This window comes from Pelomonas sp. KK5, assembly GCF_001984095.1.
GTDB lineage: Bacteria > Pseudomonadota > Gammaproteobacteria > Burkholderiales > Burkholderiaceae_C > KK5.
Genome location: NZ_LYVQ01000029.1, coordinates 17,545 through 39,197, shown reverse-complemented (window position 1 = coordinate 39,197; position 21,653 = coordinate 17,545). Strand labels below are relative to the sequence as shown.

The window sequence follows — 21,653 nt, the reverse complement described above, 5'->3', positions numbered from 1 at the left end:
ACCGCTGCAGGCCGCGGCATCGGCACCGACGCCGGCACGGGAACCCGCTCCCGCGGGGCCACGCGCCGCGGCGGCCTCGGCGGCGCCGGCGCTGCCGATCGACACGGTGCGCCCCGATATCCGGGAAGCCGCCGCCAAGGGTGCGGCGGTCGTCGCGCTGGTCGCGCCGCCCACGCGCAACAAGGCGGAGGCCCAGGCCACGCTGGAGAAGATGCGCGAGCTGGTGCTGCCGCTGCAGCCCAAGGCGGCCGACATGCAGGCCCAGCTGTTCGAATCGCCCGAAGGCTGGCGGGCCGCCGTCTGGCCCTTCTCCAGCCGCATCGAGGCGCAGCTGGTCAATGCCACGCTGGTGGCGCGCGGCCTGCACACGAAGGCCGTGGACTTCTGAGCACCCCGGTCCGGCGCGCCGAAACTTCCGTTCGCCCTGAGCCTGTCGAAGGGCCTGTCCTGAGCCTGTCGAAGGGCCGACCTGCACGCCCCAGGGCTTCGACAGGCTTCAGCCCGAACGGTTGGTTGCCTGAGAGCGCTCAGCTCGCCGCGCCGCGCAGGAACTCGACCAGGCTGCCTGGCGCAGCCGGGCCCAGGCAGGCGTCGATGACCTCGGCGGCGCCCATCGCGGCCCGCGCACTGCGGGAGAACATCGCCTGCTCGTGGGCGGCCAGCGCCGCCTCCGCATCGCCGGGATGGGCGACGAGGGCCAGCGCCAGTTCGGCGCCGTCGACCATCGCGAGGTTGGCTCCGTCGCCAGCCGGCGGCATCAGGTGCGCCGCATCGCCGATCAGCGTCACGCCGGGCACGCGCGGCCAGCGGTGATCGGCCGGCAGCGTGTGGAGCGGGCGGAAGACGGGCGCCGCCCCGCCCGCAGTGACCAGCGCGGTCAGCGCCGGCGCCCAGCCCCGGAACTCGGCGGCGACGCGCGCCCGCGCGGCGGCAGGCTCGGCGGCCTGCAGCTCGCGGATCCAGTCGATCGGCCGGTTCAGCGCTGCGTAGCTGTGCAGCACGCCGTCGGGCTCGCGGTGGGCAAAGATGCCCTGGCCGGGCTGCATCGCGAAGAATGAACCGCCGCCCACGGCCGCGGCGCTGTCCGGATGAAGCCGGTCGGCATCGTGCAGCCAGGTCTCGATGAAGGTGGTGCCCGCATAGGTCGGGCAGGCCGCCGACAGCAGCGGTCGCACACGGGACCAGGCGCCGTCGGCGCCGACCAGCAGCGCGCAATTGACCGCCGTGCCGTCGGCGAAGCGCAGCGCGTGGCGGCCGCCCGCCAGCGGCTCGACCGAGGCCAGCTTACAGCCCCAGCGCACGGTGCCGGCGGGCAGGGAATCGAGCAGCAGGCCGCGCAGCTCGCCGCGGCGCACCTCGGGCCGGCCGCCGCTGCCGTCGTCCGGCTGGTCCAGCAGCACCTGGCCGTGAGGGTCGAGCACGCGCGCGGCCTGGCCGCCGGGGTGGATCAGCGGCAGGAAGTCGTCGTGCAGGCGCGCGGCCTTCAGCGCCAGCTGGCCGCTGTCGGCATGGATGTCGAGCATGCCGCCCTGGACGCGGCTGTCGGGCGCCGCCTCGGCCTCGAAGACGAGGGCGGCGATGCCGTGGACATGCAGCACACGGGCAAGCATCAGCCCGCCCAGGCCGGCGCCGATGATGGCGATCGGCGTCTCCGACCTGTCCGAGGTTTCCGAATTTTCATGGAATGTCATTCCATGATGTTGGAGCAACGTTCCAGTCATGTCAAGATACGGCGATGGTCACGAAGAAATCAGGCACAGCCCGGCGCCGCGAGGATTCGCTCTCGCCCGAGCGCATCGTCGAGGCCTCCATCGAGCTGCTGGACGGCGACGGCGAGGCCGGGCTCACCTTCCGCGCGCTGTCGGAGCGCCTGGCCACCGGCCCCGGCGCGATCTACTGGCATGTCGCCAACAAGGATGAACTGCTGGTCGCGGCCTGCGATGCGGTGGTCGAACGGACCCTGGCCGGCTGCACCGCCGGGCGCACGCCGCAGCAGCGGCTGAGGGCGCTGGCCCTGGGCATGTTCGACGCGATGGACAGGCACCCGTGGATCGGCGCCGCGCTGGTCCAGGCGGCCGGACGGCTGCCGATGGTGCGGCTGCTGGAGCGCATCGGCCAGCAGGTGCAGGCGCTGGGTGTGGCACCGCGGGGGCAATGGGCCGGCGCCTCGGCACTGCTGCACTACATCATCGGCGTGGGCGGGCAGAACGCGGCGAACCGGCTGTCGGCCCAGGCACGCACCGTCGGCCGCACCGAGTTCCTGGGCCAGGTGGCCCAGGCCTGGTCACGGCTCGACCCGACGGCGTTCCCCTTCACCCATGCCCAGGCTGCGAAGCTGGCCGCCCATGACGACCGGGCCGACTTCCTGGCGGGCGTCGACCTGATCGTGGCCGGGATGGGACGCTAGCCGGCCCAGGCTGCTACTTCGCGGCGCGCGCCGTGACGATGGCGTCGGCGACGTTCTTCGGCGCCTCGCTGTAGTGCTTGAACTCCATCGTGTAGGTGGCGCGGCCTTGCGACATCGAACGCAGCGTCGTCGAGTAGCCGAACATCTCGCTCAGCGGCACCTCGGCCTTGATGATCTTGCCGCCGCCGATCATGTCGTCCATGCCCTGCACCATGCCGCGGCGGCTGGACAGGTCGCCCATCACGTTGCCGGCGTAGTCCTCGGGCGTCTCCACCTCGACGGCCATCATCGGCTCCAGGATCACTGGGCTGGCCTTGCGGCAGGCGTCCTTGAAGCCCATCGAGGCGGCCATCTTGAAGGCGTTCTCGTTCGAGTCGACCTCGTGGTAGGAACCGAAGGTCAGCGTGACCTTCACGTCCACCACCGGGAAGCCGGCCAGCACGCCGTTGGGCAGCGTGTCGATGATGCCCTTCTCCACCGCCGGGATGAACTCGCGCGGCACCACGCCGCCCTTGATCGCGTCCACGAACTCGAAGCCCTTGCCGGCCTCCTGCGGCTCCACCGTCAGCACCACGTGGCCGTACTGGCCCTTGCCACCGGACTGGCGAACGAACTTGCCTTCGACGTCGGCCGCGGTCTTGCGGATGGTCTCGCGGTAGGCCACCTGCGGCTTGCCGACATTGGCCTCCACGCCGAACTCGCGCTTCATCCGGTCGACGATGATCTCCAGGTGCAGCTCGCCCATGCCGGAGATGATGGTCTGGCCGGATTCCTCGTCGGTGCGCAGGCGGAAGGACGGGTCCTCGGCAGCCAGGCGGCCCAGCGCGATGCCCATCTTCTCCTGGTCGGCCTTGGTCTTGGGCTCCACGGCCTGCGAGATCACCGGCTCGGGGAAGATCATCTTCTCCAGCGTGATCACGGCGTCCGGGTCGCACAGGGTCTCGCCGGTGGTCACCTCGCGCAGGCCCACGCAGGCAGCGATGTCGCCGGCCAGGATTTCCTTGATCTCCTCGCGCTGGTTGGCGTGCATCTGCAGGATGCGGCCGATGCGCTCCTTCTTGCCGCGGATCGGGTTGTAGACGGTGGCGCCCGAGAGCAGCACGCCCGAGTACACGCGCACGAAGGTCAGTTGGCCGACATACGGGTCGGTCATCAGCTTGAAGGCCAGTGCGGAGAACTTCTCCTTGTCGTCGGCATGGCGGACGACTTCCTTGTCGTCCTCGTCATGGCCGGGCACCGGCGGGATGTCCACCGGCGAGGGCAGGAAGTCGATCACCGCGTCCAGCATGCGCTGCACGCCCTTGTTCTTGAAGGCCGTGCCGCAGAGCATCGGCTGGATCTCGCAGGCGATCGTGCGCAGGCGGATGCCGTTGACGATGTCGGCCTCGGGCAGGTCGCCCTCCTCGAGGTACTTGTGCATCAGTTCCTCGTTGGCCTCGGCGGCGGCCTCGACCATCTTCTCGCGCCATTCGGCGGCGGAGGCCTGCAGCTCGGCCGGGATCTCCTCGTAGCTGAACTTCATGCCCTGGGAGGCTTCGTCCCAGTAGATGGCCTTCATCTTCAGCAGGTCGACCACGCCCTTGAACTGGTCCTCGGCCCCGATCGGCAGCACCACCGGCACCGGGTTGGCGCGCAGCCGGTCCACCATCATCTGGCGCACGCGGAAGAAATCGGCGCCGATGCGGTCCATCTTGTTGACGAAGGCCAGGCGCGGCACCTTGTACTTGTTGGCTTGGCGCCAGACGGTCTCGCTCTGCGGCTGCACGCCGCCGACCGAGTCGTAGACCATCACCGCGCCATCGAGCACGCGCATCGAGCGTTCGACTTCAATGGTGAAGTCCACGTGCCCGGGGGTGTCGATGATGTTGAAGCGGTGCTCCGGGTAGGACATGTCCATGCCCTTCCAGAAGCAGGTGGTGGCCGCGGAGGTGATCGTGATGCCGCGTTCCTGCTCCTGCTCCATCCAGTCCATCGTCGCGGCGCCGTCGTGCACCTCGCCGATCTTGTGGTTCACGCCGGTGTAGAAGAGGATGCGCTCGGTCGTCGTCGTCTTGCCCGCGTCGATGTGGGCGGAGATGCCGATGTTGCGATAGCGCTCGATGGGGGTTTTGCGGCTCATGATGTCCTCCGGGTCCAGCCGGTGAATGTAGCCGGCAAAGATTGGGCTTGCATGAAGAGCTTCAAGCAGCCTCGCTGCGCGAAGGTCATCGCCTCATTCGCTACAGTGCGGGCTTCGACTCGCAAGCCCCATGCCCACGATGCTCACCGTCAACAAACTCGTCCCGCGCGGCCGGGGCCTCGCGCCCGTGCTGCTCAAGCGCGCCGCCACCGTCTCGCTGGACTGGGACGTCCGCCAGAAGAGCCGCTTCGACCTGACCGACAGCCAGGGCCGCCGCATCGGCGTGTTCCTGCCGCGCGGCACCGCCGTGCGCGGCGGCGACGTGCTGCTCGTCGTCGAGGACGGCTCGATGGTCGTCGTCGAGGCCGCGCCGCAGCCGGTGCTGGAGGTGCGCGCCTGCGCCGAGCACGGCAGCCCTTTTGACCTGCTGCGCGCCGCCTACCACCTGGGCAACCGCCATGTGCAGCTGGAGCTGCAGCCGGACCGCCTGCTGCTGGAGCCGGACCATGTGCTGGCCGAGATGCTGGGGAACATGCACCTGATCGTGACCGAGGCAAGCAGCGCCTTCGAGCCGGAAGCCGGCGCCTATGCGGCCGAGGGCCATGGCCACGCGCATGCCCATCCGCATCCGCATGAAGCCCCGGCGCCGCAGCGCAAGCCGATCGGCATCGCCGTCACCGCCGCACCGGCGCCGCATGTGCACGGCCCCGGCTGCAAGCACTGATGGTGAGCCCTGCCGCCTGGCTGCAGCTGATGCAGCTGGCCTCGCCGGCGCTGCCGGTCGGGGGCTTCAGCTATTCCGAAGGGCTGGAAGCGGCCGTGGACTCGGGCCGCGTCGTCGACGAGGCGCAGGCCCGCGCCTGGCTGCTGGACCAGCTGCGCCTGGGCCTGGCCCGCGCCGACCTGCCCGCCTGCGCCGCGGCCACCCGCGCCTGGCATGACGGCGACATTCAGCGCATCCAGGTGCTGAACGACTGGGTGCTGCAGACCCGCGAAAGCCGCGAGCTGCGCCAGCAGGCCGAGCAGATGGGGCGCTCGCTGGTCGAATGGCTGCGCAACAAGGCCGAGGCCGACCCGCGGCTGGCGCAACTGGCCGCACTGAAGCCGGCGCCGAGCTGGCCCATCTCCTTCGCGCTGGCCGCGGCCCAGACCGGGGCGCCGCTGCGCGAGGCCATGCTGGCCCATGCCTTCGGCTGGGCGGAGAACATGGTGGCGGCCGCGGTCAAGGCGGTGCCGCTGGGCCAGAGCGCGGGCCAGCGCATCCTGGAGGCGCTGGCCGAGGCGATCCCGGGTTGCGTGGACGCCGCGCTGGCGATGGGCGACGAGGACCGCCAGGCCTTCACGCCGATGCTGGCGATCCTGTCGGCGCAGCACGAGGAACAGTACTCGCGCCTGTTCCGTTCATAGCCGCCCGTCTCCAGGCTGCCGGCGGCGCGCCGTATTCCCGGCGGAAGGCCCGGCTGAAGGCGGTGTCGGTCTGGTAGCCGACGTCCTCGGCAATCCGTGCAAGTTGGGCGTTACTGCCGCGCAGCAGGTTGGCCGCCAGCAGCATGCGCCATTGCGTGAGGTACTGCATCGGCGAGCTGCCCACGAGGCGCTGGAAGCGCTCGGCCAGCACGGAGCGGGAGGTGGCCGCCTCGCGGGCCAGCTCGTCCAGCGTCCACGCATGGGCGGGCCGCTGGTGCATGCAGCGCAGCGCCGGGCCGACGATCTTGTCGCCGACGCCGGTGAGCCAGCCGGTGCGGCCCTCCTCGCCCTCGGCATTCATGTACAGGCGCAGCACCTCGATGAACAGCACCTCGGCCAGCTTGGCCAGCACGCCTTCGCCGCCGGGCCGGGGCGAGCGCGCCTCGGCCAGCGCATAGCGCACCGAGGCCTCCAGCCACAGGCCGGCGGCCGAGCCGCGCACATTGACCCGCACCACCGGCGGCAGCCCGGCCAGCAGCATCCGGGCCAGCCGCGCATCGCAGGCCATGTAGCCGCAGACGATGCGGGTCGTCGCCCCGCCACCGCCGTAGGCCAGTTCGCGCGGACGGCGGGCCAGCAGGCGCTCCAGCTTGACGTTGGCCGGCGGCGCCGCGCCGGGCTCGGCGCTCATGCGGTGGGCGTCGCCCTGCGGGAACAGCACGGCGTCGCCGGCCACCAGCCGCAGCGGCGGGGCGGCGGGCATCTCCAGCCAGCACTCGCCCTCGGTGATCAGGTGGAAGACGACCACGCGCTCGGCACCGGGCTCCAGCAGCGGCGCGGCGGCGTCGGCCCGCGGCGCCTGGTAGCACCAGGGCGCGGTGAAGCGGGTCTGGATGAAGATGGCGCCGACCAGGCGCACCACGCGCAAGGTCTCGGAGAGGGCGTCCATGGCGCGTCAGCCGGGGCTAACGTCGATATTCAGCGCCAGCGGATTGGCGTTGCGCACCGCCGTCGGCATCGGCGAACGGGCGACCGCCGCCTCGACCAGCGCCCGCAGCCGGGCCTCGGGCACGCCGGGCGCGGCGATGCGCACATGCAGCTGCAGCTCGCCCGGGCCCGCGCTGATCGGGCGCCCTTCGGCATCCGGCAGGCCGAACATGCCGCGCGAATCGGAGCGGCTGGTGGCCTTCACTTCCAGCGCCGCCAGCTCGATCCCCTCGCCGGCCGCCGCGAACACGATGGACACCACCGCGCAGGAGGACATGCCGGCGCGGAACAGCCAGCCCGGGGTCGGATGCTCTCCGCTGCCACCGAGCTCGGTCGGCATGTCGGTGACGAACCGGGCGCCGCCGGCATGGCTGGCGAGGACCCGCGTGCCGCCCTCCCAGCGCGCCGTCGCCGCCGCATCGTCGTGCAGGCCCGACTCCGGCCGGCGCCGCAGCACCGCCCTCACCCGTTCCAGTGCCGCGGCCACATCGATCAGGCTCATGACTATCCGCTCCGATTGAACGTTAGGGCGCATTCTGTGCGCTCTCCGCCCGACAGCCAAGCGCGGACGATCGGACAGTTCCCGGCGACGCTCGGGCAGGACGGCAGGTGGCCCCGCGCCGCACAGTGCGGGCCAGCGCGGTGACTGCCGCGCCCACCCACCCTCAAGGAGCCACGCACCATGAATGCACCCGCGACCGACCTCGCCGCCCTCAAGGCCCGCCAGCAGACTGCCTGGGCCAGCGGCGACTACGCCGTCATCGGCACCACGCTGCAGATCGTCGGCGAGCAACTGGCCGAGGCCTGCGACCTGCGCTGGGACGAGCGCGTGCTGGACGTGGCCGCCGGCAACGGCAATGCCACGCTGGCCGCCGCACGGCGCGGCGCGCACGTGACCTCCACCGACTACGTGGCCAGCCTGCTGGAGCGCGGCGCCGAGCGCGCCCATGCGGAGCGCCTGCAGGTGGACTTCCAGCAGGCCGATGCCGAGGCCCTGCCCTTCGGGGACGCCAGCTTCGACGCGGTGCTGTCCACCTTCGGCGTGATGTTCACGCCCAACCAGGCGCAGGCCGCGGCCGAGCTGGCCCGGGTCTGCCGGCCGGGCGGCCGCATCGGCCTGGCGAACTGGACACCCGAGGGCTTCATCGGCCAGGTCTTCAAGACGCTGGGCCGCTACCTGCCGCCACCGGCCGGCGTGCAGCCGCCGTCGCTGTGGGGCGTGGAGTCGCACCTGCAGCAGCTGTTCGGCGACCGCGCCGCCCGCATCGTGGTGACGCCGCGGCAGTTCAATTTCCGCTACCGCTCGGCCGCCCACTACATCCAGGTCTTCCGCGACTGGTACGGCCCGACGCACAAGGCCTTTGCCGCCCTGCCGGCGGAGCAGGGCGAGCGGCTGGCCCAGGACTTGACGACGCTGCTGAACAGCCTGAACCGCGCCGGGCCAGGCAGCCTGGTGGTGCCGAGCGACTACCTGGAGGTGGTGATCACGCGGGCCTGATCAGGAGCGGTAGTCGGCGTTGATCGTCACGTACTCGTGCGAGAAATCGCAGGTCCAGACGGTGGTCGTCGCCGTGCCGCGGTTCAGGCCCACGCGCACGGTGATCTCGGCCTGCTTCATCACGCGCTGGCCGTCTTCCTCGCGGTACTCGGGGCGGCGGCCGCCCTTCGTGACCACATGCACGTCATCGAGGTGCAGGTCGATCAGCGTCTGGTCCAGGTCGGCGATGCCGGCATAGCCGACCGCGGCCAGGATGCGGCCCAGGTTCGGGTCGCTGGCGAAGAAGGCGGTCTTGACCAGCGGCGAGTGGGCGATGGCGTAGGCCGCGAGCTTGCATTCCTCTTCGGTCTTGCCGCCCTCGACGACCACGCTGATGAACTTCGTCGCGCCCTCGCCGTCGCGCACGATGGCCTGGGCCAGCTGCTGCGAGACCTCGATCAGCGCCTTGCGCAAGACCTGGCCCTCGGCGCTGTCGAGCGAGTCGATGCGGGCATGAGCTGCCTTGTGGGTGGCGATCAGCACGAAGGAGTCGTTGGTCGACGTGTCGCCGTCGATCGTGATGCGGTTGAAGGAGGCATCGGCCGCTTCCTTGACCAGGGCCTGCAGCAGGCCGGGCGCCACGTTCGCATCGGTCGCCACATAGCCCAGCATCGTGGCCATGTTCGGGCGGATCATGCCGGCGCCCTTGCTGATGCCGGTGAGCGTGACGGTGGCGCCGCCGATCTGCACCTGGCGCGAGGCGGCCTTGGGCAGCGTGTCGGTGGTCATGATGCCGGCGGCGGCCTCGGCCCAGTTGTCGGCCTTCAGCGCGGCGATCGCGGCGGGCAGGCCGGCGACGATGCGGTCCACCGGCAGCGTCTCCATGATCACGCCGGTCGAGAAGGGCAGGATCTGCGCGGGCTTGACGCCCATCGCGCCGGCCAGCGCCTGGCAGCTCTGGCGCGCGCGGGCCAGGCCGTCCTCGCCGGTGCCGGCGTTGGCGTTGCCGGTGTTCACCAGGATCGCGCGGATCTCGTTGCCGCCAAGGGCGAGATGCTCGCGGCAGACCTGCACCGGCGCGGCGCAGAAGCGGTTGGCGGTGAACACGCCGGCCACCGAGGAGCCGGGCGCCAGCTCGATCACGCTGAGGTCGCGCCGGTTGGCCTTGCGGATGCCGGCCATCGTCACGCCCAGGCGGACGCCGGGCACGGCATGCAGGGAAGCGGGATCGGGGGCTTGCAGATTGACGGGCATGGCGGACTCGCGGCAGGGGAACGGAATGGCCGCGATTGTAGGGAGTGCCAATGACAACGGGCTCCCTGCAGGAGCCCGTTTCGATTGCTTGCCGAAAGCGCTTCAGCGCGGGCGGCGGCGCCCGGCGACGAAGGCCAGCACGCCCAGGCCGGCCAGCATCATCGCGTAGCTCTCGGGCTCGGGCACCGCGGTCACGGTGACGAAGTCCTGGTAGGTCGGGCTCACGAGCTTGGTCAGTGTGTACTGGGCCGAGCCGGTGTAGTTGGAAGCTGCCAGCAGCATGGCATTGGCCTGCGCGGCGAACGCATTGTCCTGGGTGTCGGTGCTGGTGGCGCTGAGGTAGTAGAACTGGAAGTCGCCGGTGCCGACATTGAGCGCCGTGCCGCTGGGCTCCTGCATGATCTCCCAGACGGCCGTCTGGAACGCTGCCTTGTCGGCGGGGCTGCTCAGCGTGGCGTAGCTGGTCGAGTACAGGCCCTGCAGCAGCGTGGACTGGGCCGTGCTGAAGCTGCCGACGGTATAGCTCTGAAAGCCCGCGGCGCTGGTGGCATGGCCCTGGGCCAGCTCGACGCAGAAGGCCTCGAAGGAGGTGCCGCTGCTGGTCACCATCTCGAGGCCGCCGGTCAGGTAGCCAGCGGTGGTGGAGGACGTGGTGATCGTCATCCCGTCGGTGGACAGGTAGCGGATGTCCTGGGCGCTGGCGGCGCCCGTGGCCGCGAGGCCGAGTGCCAGCAGCAGGGCGGAAGTCTTCTTGTTCATGTGCTAACCCTGAAGTTCAACGGACCGAGCGGCGGCGGCGACCGGCCCAGCCCAGCGCGGCCAGGGCGACGGCGCTGAGCGCCAGCGTCTGCGGCTCCGGCACATTGGCCGGCGGGTCGATCAGGCTCAGGTTCAGCGCGCCACCGAGCTTGTCGTCCTGGTCGAAACCGGTCACGGTGACGGTCCAGTCGCCGGCGCCGAGGAAGATTGAGTCCCAGGCGTAGCTGCGGGTGTAGGTGTAGCTGGTACGGCCCTTGACGGTGATCGAGCTGCTGGAATCGGTAATGCGATCGAAGCCGTCATCGCCGCTGGCGGACGCATCGAACAGGATCTCGGTGCTGCCGTTGCTCAGCAGCAGCGAGCCGATCGTGAAGTTGCCGGCGACGCTGGAGCTGGCGTCCACCTGGCCGAAGAAGTTGGCGCCCTGGGCCAGCGTGAAGTGGAACTGCTCGCTGTAGGCGCCGCTGCCGTCCGCGGTGTCGCTGAAGTTGAAGCTCAGCACGGGATCGGCCAGGGCCGCTGCGGCCGACAGGGCCAGGGCAGCGAAGACGGTGACGTTTTTGAGTTTCATGAGGAGATGGCCAACGTTGTTCGTGTTCTCGTCGGCCCTTGGAGGTCCCTCCCCCAGCACCGATGGAAGCCATCCTAGGGGTACGAATTAGGGGGGTGCATCCCCCATCCCGGTGGCGCGAGACATATTCCTCGCTCAGGCACGCCCTGACCCCTCGAATGAGCGGGGTGCCCGTGGGCCCGGCCATGAAAAAGGACCGTGACATCCGACGATGTCACGGTCCCGTTACTTGGCTTGACCTGGCTTTACAGGGCTCAGGCGAGCTTGCCGTGGCAGGCCTTGTACTTCTTGCCGGAGCCGCAGGGGCAGGGATCGTTGCGGCCGACATGGCCGAACTGCTGGGCCAGGTTGGCGGCGGTCTGCGGGGCCGGCTCCTCGGAGACCGAGCCGTCCTCGTTCGGGTGCGTATAGCGCACGTTGCTGACGTTCTCGGCGCGCTGCTCCATCGCGGCGGCGGCGGCATCGGCCTCTTCCTGGGTCTGGATGCGCACGTTCATCAGCGTGCGGGTGACTTCCAGGCGGACGACGTCCAGCAGGGCGGAGAACAGCTCGAAGGCCTCGCGCTTGTACTCCTGCTTCGGGTTCTTCTGGGCGTAGCCGCGCAGGTGGATGCCCTGGCGCAGGTAGTCCAGCGAGGCGAGGTGCTCGCGCCAGTGCTGGTCGATGCTCTGCAGCAGGACCATGCGCATGAAGGGCGTGAACTGCTCGATGCCGACCCGCTCCAGCTTGGCGCCGAAGGCCGTGTTGCCGGCGGCGACCACGGCCTCGACGATCTCCTCGTCGGTGATGGTGTCGCTCTTCTCGACCAGGGCGGCCAGGCTCAGCTCGAGCTGCCATTCGTCCTTCAGCACCCGTTCGAGGCCGGCCAGGTCCCATTGCTCCTCGACGCTGTCGGCCGGCACGTAGGTGCGCACCACTTCTTCCAGCGCGGCGGCGCGCAGGTTGGCGATCTGCTCTTCCAGCGTGGTCGCATCGAGGATCTCGTTGCGCTGCTGGTAGATGACCTTGCGCTGGTCGTTGGAGACGTCGTCGTACTCGAGCAGCTGCTTGCGGATGTCGAAGTTGCGGCCTTCGACCTTGCGCTGGGCCGACTCGATCGAGCGGGTCACGATGCCGGCCTCGATCGCCTCGCCCTCGGGCATCTTCAGGCGGTCCATGATCGCGCGGACGCGGTCGCCGGCGAAGATGCGCATCAGCGAGTCGTCCAGCGACAGGTAGAAGCGCGAGGAGCCCGGGTCGCCCTGACGGCCCGAACGGCCGCGCAGCTGGTTGTCGATGCGGCGGCTCTCGTGGCGTTCGGTGGCGATGATGCGCAGGCCGCCCTCGGCCTTGACCTTGTCGTGCAGGCCCTGCCACTCGTCGTGCAGCTGCTGGATGCGGGCGGCCTTCTCGGCGGCCGGCACGGCCTCGTCGGCCTCCAGGAACTGCACCTGCTTCTCGACGTTGCCGCCCAGCACGATGTCGGTGCCGCGGCCGGCCATGTTGGTGGCGATGGTGATCATGCCCGGGCGGCCGGCCTGGGCGACGATCTCGGCTTCCTTGGCGTGCTGCTTGGCATTCAGCACGTTGTGCGGCAGCTTGGCCTTGGTCAGCAGCGCGGAGATCAGCTCGGAGTTCTCGATCGAGGTGGTGCCCACCAGCACCGGCTGGCCACGCTCGTGGCACTCGCGGATGTCGGCGGTGACGGCGTCGAACTTTTCCTTGCTGGTCTTGTAGACCAGGTCCAGCTCGTCCTTGCGGATGGTCGGGCGGTTCGGCGGGATGACCACCGTCTCGAGGCCGTAGATCTCCTGGAACTCGTACGCTTCCGTGTCGGCGGTGCCGGTCATGCCGGACAGCTTGCCGTACATGCGGAAGTAGTTCTGGAAGGTGATCGAGGCCATCGTCTGGTTCTCGCTCTGGATCTGCACGCCTTCCTTGGCCTCGACGGCCTGGTGCAGTCCATCGCTCCAGCGGCGGCCCGTCATCAGGCGGCCGGTGAACTCGTCGACGATGACGACCTCGCCGTTCTGGACGACGTAGTGCTGGTCCTTGTGATACACGTGGCTGGCGCGCAGGGCCGCGTACAGGTGGTGCATCAGCGTGATGTTGCCGGCGTCGTAGAGGCTGGCGCCCTCGGGCAGCAGGCCGTGCTCGGCGAGCAGGCGCTCGGCGTTCTCGTGGCCGTCTTCGGTCAGCACGATCTGGTGGGACTTCTCGTCCACCGTGAAGTCGCCCGGCTCGATCACGCCCTCGCCGGTGCGGATGTCCAGCTCGCCGATCTGCTTCTTCAGCAGCGGCGCCACCTTGGCGATGGCCAGGTAGATGTCGGTGTGATCCTCGGCCTGGCCGGAGATGATCAGCGGCGTACGGGCCTCGTCGATCAGGATCGAGTCCACCTCGTCGACGATGGCGTAGGCCTGGCCGCGCTGCACGCGATCGGCCGGCTCGTAGACCATGTTGTCGCGCAGGTAGTCGAAGCCGTACTCGTTGTTGGTGCCGTAGGTGACGTCGGCGGCGTAGGCGGCCTGCTTCTCCTCGCGGGACATCTGCGGCAGGTTGATGCCCACCGTCAGGCCCAGGAAGTTGTACAGCTTGGCCATCCACTCGGCGTCGCGGCGGGCCAGGTAGTCGTTGACCGTCACCAGGTGCACGCCCTTGCCGGTCAGCGCGTTCAGGTAGACCGGCAGCGTGGCCATCAGCGTCTTGCCTTCGCCGGTGCGCATTTCAGCGACCTTGCCGGCGTTGAGCACCATGCCGCCGATCAGCTGCACGTCGAAGTGGCGCATCTTCAGCGCGCGCTTGCCGCCTTCGCGGCAGACGGCGAAGGCCTCGGGCAGGATCGCGTCCAGCGTCTCGCCGCCGGCCACGCGCTGCTTGAACTCGGCGGTCTTCTCGCGCAACTGCTCGTCGCTCAGGCCCTCGAACTGAGGCTCCAGCGCATTGATCTTCTGGACGACACGCCGGTATTCCTTGAGCAGGCGCTCATTACGGCTACCGAAAATCTGGGTGAGAAGCTTGGGCAACATGCAGCGTGGTCGATCTGGTTTTGTCGTGAGATGAGGCGTGCCGTGTCCATTGCAAGCCCGGCAATGCAAGCCCCGCCGGGCGGAGCCGGCGCGCAAAGCGGGGCAGTTTAGCACCCGGTCCATGACGGCTCCGGGGCCCCACTACACTGGCGCCATGCGCACTTTCCGACGTCCCGGGGCCCGCCTCGGGCCCGCTGTGCCCGACCCGCAGCCCATCGCCCAGGCCCTGGGCGGCAGCGGCAGCCTGGCGCGGCTGGGACTGCTGCTGCAGGAATCGAACCGGCGCATGGCGATCGTCGAACCCTGCCTGCCAGGCGCGCTGAAGCGCTTCGTCAAGCCCGGCCCGATCGACGAGGAAGGCTGGACGGTGCTGGCGGCCAATGCCGCCGTGGCCGCCAAGCTGCGCCAGCTGCAGCCGCGGCTGGAGCAGCTGATCGCCGAGCAGGGCCTGCTGCCCAGCAAGGTGCGCATCAAGCTGCTCCCGCAGGCCTGAAGCGCCCCTAACGCAAGACCTCGACTGACCGATACCAGGGCGCCGGGCCGGTGCTTGGGTTGCCTGCCCCTGCCCCGCTGCCGTATGCTGGCCCGGCAGTTGCACCCAAATACAAGAGTACGGGGAGTTCTCAGACATGGGGTCGATGCCGCATTCGCCGGGCCTTGCCCGGCACAAGGTCCTGGTCGTCGATGACAACCCGGACAACCTGGCCCTGATGGCCGGCCTGCTGAAGGATCGCTACCGCATCGTGGTGGCGGCCAACGGCGAGAAGGCGCTGCAGCTCGCGCACCACGCCGAGCCGCCCGACCTGATCCTGCTGGACATCATGATGCCCGGCCTCTCCGGCCACGAGGTCTGCCGCCGGCTGAAGGCCGACCCGGCCACCCGCGAGATCCCGGTGATCTTCCTGACCGCGATGAGCGCCACCGCGGACGAGGAGCTCGGCTTCGAGCTCGGCGCGGTGGACTTCATCACCAAGCCGATCAGCCCGCCGATCGTGCGCTCGCGGGTGGAGACCCAACTGCAGCTCAAGCGCGCGGCCGACCTGCTGCGCGACCAGAACCACAGCCTGGAAGCCGAGGTGGAGCGCCGCACGCTGGAACTGCAGGCGATCCAGGACGTGACCATCCTCGCGATGGCCTCGATGGCCGAGACCCGCGACAACGAGACCGGCAACCACATCCGCCGCACCCAGCACTACGTGAAGCTGCTGGCCGAGGCGCTGCGCGCGCACCCGCGCTTCGCGGCGGTGTTGAGCGACAGCTACATCGCCACGCTGTTCAAGTCCGCGCCGCTGCACGACATCGGCAAGGTCGGCATCCCGGACCGCATCCTGCTCAAGCCCGGCCGCTTCGAGCCGCACGAGTTCGAGATCATGAAGACCCACTGCCGGCTCGGCCGCGACGCGATCCAGCAGGCCGAGGACCGGCTCGGGCTGAAGGTGGACTTCCTCACCGTGGCCAAGGAGATCGCCTACGGCCACCAGGAGAAGTGGGACGGCTCCGGCTACCCCGAGGGCCTGGCCGGCGACGCCATCCCGGTCTCGGCGCGGCTGATGGCGGTGGCCGACGTCTACGACGCGCTGATCAGCCGCCGCGTCTACAAGCCCGGCATGCCGCACGCGAAGGCCGTGCAGATCATCACCGAGGGCCGCGGCCGGCACTTCGACCCGGACATGGTGGACGCCTTCCTCGGCATCGCCGAGCAGTTCCGTGCCGTGGCCGAGCGCTACGTCGACAGCGACGAGGAGCTGCTGGCCAAGGCCCGCGTGGCGGACATCGTCGCCTCCTGAGCGATGAGGAGCCCGCGCAACGGCCTGCTGCCCTGGCTGGAACGCCGCAGCCTGCCCAGCCTGCTGCTGCTGGGCTTCGCCGTGCTGCTGGCGGTGGCCCTGGGCCTGGGCCTGAACGACCTGCTCACCCAGCGCGCCCTGCTGGAGCGCCAGCAGCAGCTGTACGAGCGCGACCTGGTGGGCATCAGCAACGCCAAGGACGTGCAGGCCGACTACCTGACCATGGGCCGCGAGCTGCGCCAGGCCCTGATCGCCGACCTGCCCAGCGACCGCGAGCTTGCCGTCTACCGGGTCGCCGAGCTGGACCAGCGGCTGCGCCGCGACCTCGCCGAGCTGCGCCCCCGCGTGTTCCGGCCGGAGGCCCGCGCCGACCTGATCCGCTTCGAGGACGCCTACGGCAAGTACAAGGCCAATGTGGATGCGGCGCTGGCGATGCTGGCGCGCGGGGAGGTCGAGCGGGCGCGGGCGATGGTCTCCTCGCGTGCGTTCCGCACCGATGGCGACGCGGTGCGCGGGCGCATGCAGGCCGTCGTCGAGGCCAAGGAGCGCGGCGCGCGCGAGGACATGGAGCAGTCCGCCGTGCTGGCCGGCCAGACGCGCCAGCAGTCGCTGGCCCTGCTGGTCGGCGGCCTGCTGCTGGGTGCGCTGGCGGCCGGCGTCGCGGCGACGGCGATCCGGCAGCCGCAGGAACGGCTGCGGCACGCGGTGGAGCAGCTGGCGCAGGGCCAGCTGACGGTGGAAGTGCCGCACCAGGACTACGGCAACGAGCTGGGCCGGCTGTCCCGCTCGGTCCAGGTGCTGCAGCAGGTGGCGCAGCAGCGCGACAGCCAGAACTGGCTCAAGACCCAGCTGGCCCAGATCTCCGGCGCGCTGCAGAGCGCCGCTTCCCACACGGAGCTGGCGGGCAGCCTGTTCAGCCAGCTGGCCGGCGTCGCCGGCATCGGCCGGGGCCTGCTGTTTGCCTGCGACGAGGACTCGCAGCAACTGCGCCTGCTGGGCGGCTACGCGCATCGCGGCCAGCAGGCGCTGCTGGAACGACCGATCGGCCTCGGCGAAGGCCTGGCGGGCCAGTGCGCGCTGGAGCGCACGACGATCGCCCTGCACGAGCCGCCGCCCGGCTACCTGCCGGTCGGCAGCGCCCTGGGCGAAGGCCCGCCGCGGGCCATCGTGCTGCTGCCACTGCTGCGCGGCGAGCGCCTGCTGGGCGTGCTGGAGCTGGCCACGACGGAGGCTTTCGGCCCGCTGCTGCAGAGCCTGCTGGACGGGCTGGCGCCGGTGCTGGCGATGAACCTGGAGATCCTCGAGCGGGCCTCGCGCTCGAACCGCCTGCTGGAGGAAACGCAGCGGCAATCGCTGGAGCTGGAAGCACAGACCGCCGCGGTCCAGGCCACCGAGAGCTGGTACCGCGGCATCATCGAGGCCGCACCCGACGGCCTGCTGATCGCCGACGGCCAGGGCCTGATCCAGATGGTCAACCGCCAGCTGGAACAGATGTTCGGCTACGCCCACGGCGAGCTGATCGGCCAGCCGATCGAACGCCTGGTGCCCGAGCACGCGCGCCCGGGCCATCCGCAGCGGCGCCAGGGCTTCATGCGCGAGGGCGGCACGCGGGCGATGACGGCCCGCGACGAGGTGCTGCAGGGCCTGCGCAAGGACGGCACGCTGTTCCCGGTGGACGTGGGCCTGTCGCGGCTGCCGGCGCTGGGCGGGCGTGGCGACTGCGTCTGCGCCTCGGTGCGCGACGTCAGCGCGCGGCTGGCCGCCAAGCGCGAGCTGGCCGACAGCGCCGAGCGGCTCGACTTCGCGCTGCGCGGCGGCAAGCTGGGCCTGTGGGACTGGGACGTGCCGGCGAGCTTCAGCCGCGTGAGCGAGATCTGGGCCGGCATGCTCGGCTACACGCTGGACGAGGTGCTGGACGAGCACGGCAGCGCCGCGGCGGCCTGGCGCCGCCTGCTGCATCCGGACGACGCCGCGAGCGCCGAACAGCACTTCATCCACTGCATCGAAGACCCCGAGCTGGCCGAGTACGAGGCCCAGTTCCGCCTGCGCAACAAGGCCGGCGACTGGCGCTGGATCCTCTCGCTGGGCCGCGCCACCGAGCGCGACGCCCAGGGCCGCGCGCTGCGCATGGTGGGCATCCACCAGGACATCACCGAGCGCAAGCTGCTGCAGGACGAGATGGCCCGCGCCAAGGAGGCCGCCGAGGAGGCCACCCGCGCCAAGAGCGAGTTCCTGGCCAACATGAGCCACGAGATCCGCACGCCGATGAACGCGATCATCGGCATGTCGCACCTGGCCCTGCAGACGCCGCTGGACAAGAAGCAGCGCAACTACATCGAGAAGGTGCACCGCTCCGGCGAGAACCTGCTGGGCATCATCAACGACATCCTGGACTTCTCGAAGATCGAGGCCGGCAAGCTGGCGCTGGAGACGGCGGACTTCCGCCTCGAGGACGTGCTGGACCACCTGGCCAACCTGGTCGGGCTGAAGGCCGACGACAAGGGGCTGGAGCTGCTGTTCCGCGTGGACGCCGAGGTGCCGACCGCGCTGCGCGGCGACGCGCTGCGGCTGGGCCAGGTGCTGGTCAACCTGGGCAGCAACGCGGTCAAGTTCACCGAGCGCGGGGAGGTCGTGCTGAGCATCGCGCTGGCCTCGTCGGACGGCCAGCAGGCCGAGCTGCACTTCCAGGTGCGCGACACCGGCATCGGCATGACGCCGGAGCAATGCGGCCGCCTGTTCCAGAGCTTCGCCCAGGCTGACGCCTCGACCACCCGCCGCTACGGCGGCACGGGCCTGGGCCTGGCGATCTCCAAGAACCTGGTCGAGGCGATGCAGGGGCGCATCTGGGTGGAGAGCACGCCAGGCAGCGGCTCCACCTTCCACTTCGTCGCCCGTTTCGGCGTGCAGGCCGAGCCGCGCCCGCGGCGCATGGTGCGGGCCGACGAGCTGCTGGGCACCCGCGTGCTGGTGGTGGACGACAACGCCTCGGCGCGGGAGATCCTGTCCGGCATGGCGCACAGCTTCGGCCTGGAGGTGGACGTGGCCCGCGAAGGCGCCGAGGCGCTGCGCATGACCGCCGACGCCGACCGCCGCGCGCTGCCCTACGACGTGATCCTGATGGACTGGCGCATGCCGGGCATGGACGGCGTGGAGACCATGCAGCGCCTCGGCGAGGCCCACCTGAGCCGCGCGCCCACCATCATCATGGTCACCGCCTACGGGCGCGAGGACGCGCTGGGCGCCGCCGAGCAGCGCGGCGTGCGGCCCCGCGTGGTGCTGACCAAGCCGGTCACCGCGTCCACGCTACTGGAGGCCGTGGGCGAGGCGCTGGGCATCACGCGGCTGGTGGAGACGCGCGCCTCCGAGAAGGCCGGCAGCCAGGCCGAGGCCGTGCGGCAACTGGCCGGCGCGCGGCTGCTGCTGGTCGAGGACAACGAGCTGAACCAGGAGCTGGCGCTGGACCTGCTGCGCGATGCGGGCATCACCGTCGTCTGCGCATCCAATGGCCAGGAGGCGCTGGACCTGCTGGCCCGCGACGCCGCCTTCGACGGCATCCTGATGGACTGCCAGATGCCGGTGATGGACGGCTACACCGCCACCGAGCGCATCCGCGGCAACCCCGCCTGGCAGCGCCTGCCGGTCATCGCGATGACGGCCAATGCGATGGCCGGCGACCGCGAGAAGGCCCTGGCGGCCGGCATGGTGGACCATGTGCCCAAGCCCCTGGACGTGGACACGATGTTCGCGACGATCGCGCGCTGGGTGAAGCCCTCGGCGGCCGCCACCCTGCCCGGCATCGACACCCGCCGCGGCCTGGCCACGGCGGGCGGCAAGGCGGAGCTGTACCAACGCCTGCTGCACAAGTTCCGCAATGGCCCGGCGGCGCGCTTCGAGGCCGAGTTCGCTGCCGCCCGCGCCGATGCCGGCGATCCGCAGGCGGCCCAGCGCCTGGCCCACACGCTGCGCGGGACGGCGGCCAGCATCGGGGCGATGGGCGTGGCCGAAGTGGCCGGGCGGCTGGAGACGGCCGCGGCGCCCGGGGGCGATCCGGCGTTGTTGGCGGCGCCGCTGGCGGAACTGCTGGAGACCCTGGCGCCGGTGCTGGCCGGCCTGGCGGACCTTGCAGATGAAGCAGCCACCGCCCGCGTCACCAGCGATCCGCCGCCGGGCGACACCGAGCTCGAACGCCTGGCCGGCATGCTGGCCGAGGGCGAGGTCGATGCCGGCGAGCTGGCCGAGGCGCTGCTCGAGCGGGCGCGCGATCCGGCGCTGAGACAGCGCCTCGAAGACGTGAACCGGGCGCTGGGGGACTTCGATTTCGAGCGGGCGCTGAAGGCGCTGGCGCCATGAAATGAAAGGCCCCGGGGCTTGCGCCACGGGGCCTTGCGATATCGATTCCTGGTGCCGGCTATCGGATTAGGTTCCTAGAGCAACACCTGCAAGTCATTGATTCATAAGGGCGAGAGAGTGCCCGAGTCGCCAATGTAGCACAGTCTGTAGCACACCGAGTAGCACGGACAAGGGCAGCCCGTAGGCCGCATCCTCGGCTGACAGATACCGACTTGTGCTCTTTCGTGTGGTACAGGCCGGCATCGAACGAGGCCCTGGCAAACCCTGACCCCAAGACGCCCCGTGCCCCGGCAGCTCCGGGCGAAACTGACAGACCAACAACTAGATGCACAGGGAGTGCCGTGTTTGAAGCTCTGATCTTTTTCGCCTTGATTCCACTGGCGCTAGGGGGTCTCGCCATCGTGCTGACTGTCGGATGGCTCGTCCTGCCCTACTTCCTGGTCGCGCTCGGCGGAGGCATCTTGGCGCTGCACCACTACGTCCCTGATGCGCCCATAGGTCTCGGCTTGGGCGGTGCCTTCACGCTTTCCTTGGGTCTGCTCTGGGCGTCTGAGCGCCACGGCGGCGTCCTAAGCAATCTAGGCAGCGATCTGAAGAAGACCAAGGCTAGCCCGCCCTTGGCCCAGCCCCCACGCCCAACGGAACCGGAACAGCCGACCAGCACAGCCCAAGCCTGGATTGAGCCGACCATCACCCCACCTCCCCGGCGTGTCACGAAGGCAGACTACCTCGCGGCGAAGGCTCAGCGGGCGGATGTAGACCCCGACTCTAGACTGACAATCTCGGCTGACAGGGCAATGAGGAGAAGGACATGAAACGAGCGTTCGCCATCGCTGTAGCTGCTCTTTTGTTCGCATCCATCGCATTGGCTCAGGAGGTCTTTGTCGAGCCGACGCAAGACGCAAGCGCCCCTTACCGCCTGTTCAGCACTCGCAACACATACACCTTCTTGAAGCTGGACACGCGCGATGGACGCATCTGGCAAGTGCAGTGGGGGGACAAGTCCCATCGGCTTACGGACGTACTCAGCCAGAAGGCGCTTGCATCGGGAGGAGAGCCCGGGCGCTTCACGCTGTATCCGACGAGGAACATTTACACCTTCATTCTTCTGGATCAGAAGACTGGTGACGCTTGGCATGTCCAGTGGGGCAAGCCGGATGACCGATTCGTTGCCCCAATCGAGTGAACGGCCGGATTTGCCACCAGAGCGCCCCCTGGGGGGTCATCGCCATGGGAAACAGGTCCCCGGTCTTCCGCAGCGAGCGTCCCCGGCACCCCCAGGGGGTACTTGCCGGAACCGTTTCGTTTTCCCCAGGCGACGCACTCACCGCGAAGGTCGAACAACAACAACAGCGGTTCAACCTTTAGCCGACTTTTTGAAGGCGGGAGGGGTGGCGGACGCAGGGGGGTACTTTGGCGAACAGAATCGAAAAGCCTACGGAGCGACGCGACTACGGGCGTGAAGGTGCTGGACACGGATGGGTGTCCGCCGACTAGTTCATCGCGCCTCATCGCCTTCGGGAATAA

At 69.8% G+C, this 21,653-nt stretch carries 16 protein-coding genes and 1 pseudogene; 9 read left to right on the top strand and 8 right to left on the bottom strand.

Annotated features, from left to right (window positions below; all coding sequences use genetic code 11):
- Window positions 1-388: pseudogene (locus tag B0W88_RS33495) on the top strand (hypothetical protein); the annotation flags it as partial.
- Between the two features lie 139 nt (window positions 389-527).
- Here B0W88_RS33495 and B0W88_RS06600 read toward each other — a convergent pair.
- Entirely contained in the window at window positions 528-1,691 is a 1,164-nt protein-coding gene (locus tag B0W88_RS06600) for an NAD(P)/FAD-dependent oxidoreductase (protein ID WP_077033865.1), read from the bottom strand.
- 44 nt (window positions 1,692-1,735) lie between these two features.
- Here B0W88_RS06600 and B0W88_RS06595 point away from each other — a divergent pair, with 44 nt between their 5' ends.
- Window positions 1,736-2,407 (top strand): TetR/AcrR family transcriptional regulator, encoded by a 672-nt coding sequence (locus B0W88_RS06595; protein ID WP_077033864.1) that lies wholly within the window; start codon window positions 1,736-1,738, stop codon window positions 2,405-2,407.
- A gap of 13 nt (window positions 2,408-2,420) precedes the next feature.
- On the opposite strand, the gene fusA is transcribed toward B0W88_RS06595, so the two are convergent.
- Entirely contained in the window at window positions 2,421-4,526 is a 2,106-nt protein-coding gene (gene fusA / locus B0W88_RS06590) for an elongation factor G (RefSeq protein ID WP_077033863.1), read from the bottom strand.
- A 139-nt stretch (window positions 4,527-4,665) separates the two neighbouring features.
- Here fusA and ureE point away from each other — a divergent pair, with 139 nt between their 5' ends.
- Window positions 4,666-5,250 (top strand): urease accessory protein UreE, encoded by a 585-nt coding sequence (gene ureE / locus B0W88_RS06585; protein ID WP_077033867.1) that lies wholly within the window; start codon window positions 4,666-4,668, stop codon window positions 5,248-5,250.
- Window positions 5,250-5,933 (top strand): urease accessory protein UreF, encoded by a 684-nt coding sequence (locus B0W88_RS06580; RefSeq protein ID WP_077033862.1) that lies wholly within the window; start codon window positions 5,250-5,252, stop codon window positions 5,931-5,933. Before ureE ends, B0W88_RS06580 begins: the two co-directional genes overlap by 1 nt.
- Here B0W88_RS06580 and B0W88_RS06575 read toward each other — a convergent pair.
- The gene (locus B0W88_RS06575; RefSeq protein WP_077033861.1) at window positions 5,866-6,882 is read right to left on the bottom strand and encodes an AraC family transcriptional regulator; all 1,017 of its coding nucleotides are present in this window, start codon (window positions 6,880-6,882) and stop codon (window positions 5,866-5,868) included. The two genes, B0W88_RS06580 and B0W88_RS06575, sit on opposite strands and share 68 nt — an antisense overlap.
- A gap of 6 nt (window positions 6,883-6,888) precedes the next feature.
- The gene (locus tag B0W88_RS06570) at window positions 6,889-7,422 is read right to left on the bottom strand and encodes an OsmC family protein (RefSeq protein WP_077033860.1); all 534 of its coding nucleotides are present in this window, start codon (window positions 7,420-7,422) and stop codon (window positions 6,889-6,891) included.
- Between the two features lie 180 nt (window positions 7,423-7,602).
- On the opposite strand from B0W88_RS06570, the gene B0W88_RS06565 reads away from it, so the two are divergent.
- A complete protein-coding gene (locus B0W88_RS06565; RefSeq protein ID WP_077033859.1) occupies window positions 7,603-8,418 on the top strand; it encodes a class I SAM-dependent methyltransferase in 816 nt (271 codons plus the stop codon).
- Here B0W88_RS06565 and argJ read toward each other — a convergent pair whose 3' ends face one another.
- From argJ to secA, 4 genes are all read right to left on the bottom strand, one after another.
- Window positions 8,419-9,651, bottom strand: a complete 1,233-nt coding sequence (gene argJ, locus B0W88_RS06560) for a bifunctional glutamate N-acetyltransferase/amino-acid acetyltransferase ArgJ (protein WP_077033858.1) — start codon at window positions 9,649-9,651, stop codon at window positions 8,419-8,421.
- A 102-nt stretch (window positions 9,652-9,753) separates the two neighbouring features.
- Window positions 9,754-10,410 (bottom strand): PEP-CTERM sorting domain-containing protein, encoded by a 657-nt coding sequence (locus tag B0W88_RS06555; protein ID WP_077033857.1) that lies wholly within the window; start codon window positions 10,408-10,410, stop codon window positions 9,754-9,756.
- Window positions 10,411-10,426: 16 nt separating this feature from the next.
- Complete coding sequence (locus tag B0W88_RS06550) at window positions 10,427-10,981, bottom strand: PEP-CTERM sorting domain-containing protein (RefSeq protein ID WP_077033856.1); 555 nt, start codon at window positions 10,979-10,981, stop codon at window positions 10,427-10,429.
- Window positions 10,982-11,235: 254 nt separating this feature from the next.
- Window positions 11,236-13,989: a preprotein translocase subunit SecA gene (gene secA / locus B0W88_RS06545; protein ID WP_077033855.1), complete on the bottom strand. Its 2,754-nt coding sequence runs from the start codon at window positions 13,987-13,989 to the stop codon at window positions 11,236-11,238.
- A gap of 154 nt (window positions 13,990-14,143) precedes the next feature.
- Here secA and B0W88_RS06540 point away from each other — a divergent pair, with 154 nt between their 5' ends.
- The 4 genes from B0W88_RS06540 to B0W88_RS06520 all read left to right on the top strand — a co-directional run bounded on the left by B0W88_RS06540 (window position 14,144) and on the right by B0W88_RS06520 (window position 21,312).
- Window positions 14,144-14,482, top strand: coding sequence for a hypothetical protein (locus B0W88_RS06540; protein WP_077033854.1), 339 nt, complete (start codon window positions 14,144-14,146; stop codon window positions 14,480-14,482).
- Window positions 14,483-14,618: 136 nt separating this feature from the next.
- Window positions 14,619-15,776 (top strand): two-component system response regulator, encoded by a 1,158-nt coding sequence (locus tag B0W88_RS06535; protein WP_077033853.1) that lies wholly within the window; start codon window positions 14,619-14,621, stop codon window positions 15,774-15,776.
- A gap of 3 nt (window positions 15,777-15,779) precedes the next feature.
- Window positions 15,780-20,126, top strand: a complete 4,347-nt coding sequence (locus tag B0W88_RS06530) for a response regulator (protein WP_077033852.1) — start codon at window positions 15,780-15,782, stop codon at window positions 20,124-20,126.
- An 811-nt stretch (window positions 20,127-20,937) separates the two neighbouring features.
- A complete protein-coding gene (locus B0W88_RS06520) occupies window positions 20,938-21,312 on the top strand; it encodes a hypothetical protein (RefSeq protein ID WP_077033850.1) in 375 nt (124 codons plus the stop codon).
- Window positions 21,313-21,653 lie beyond the last annotated feature (341 nt).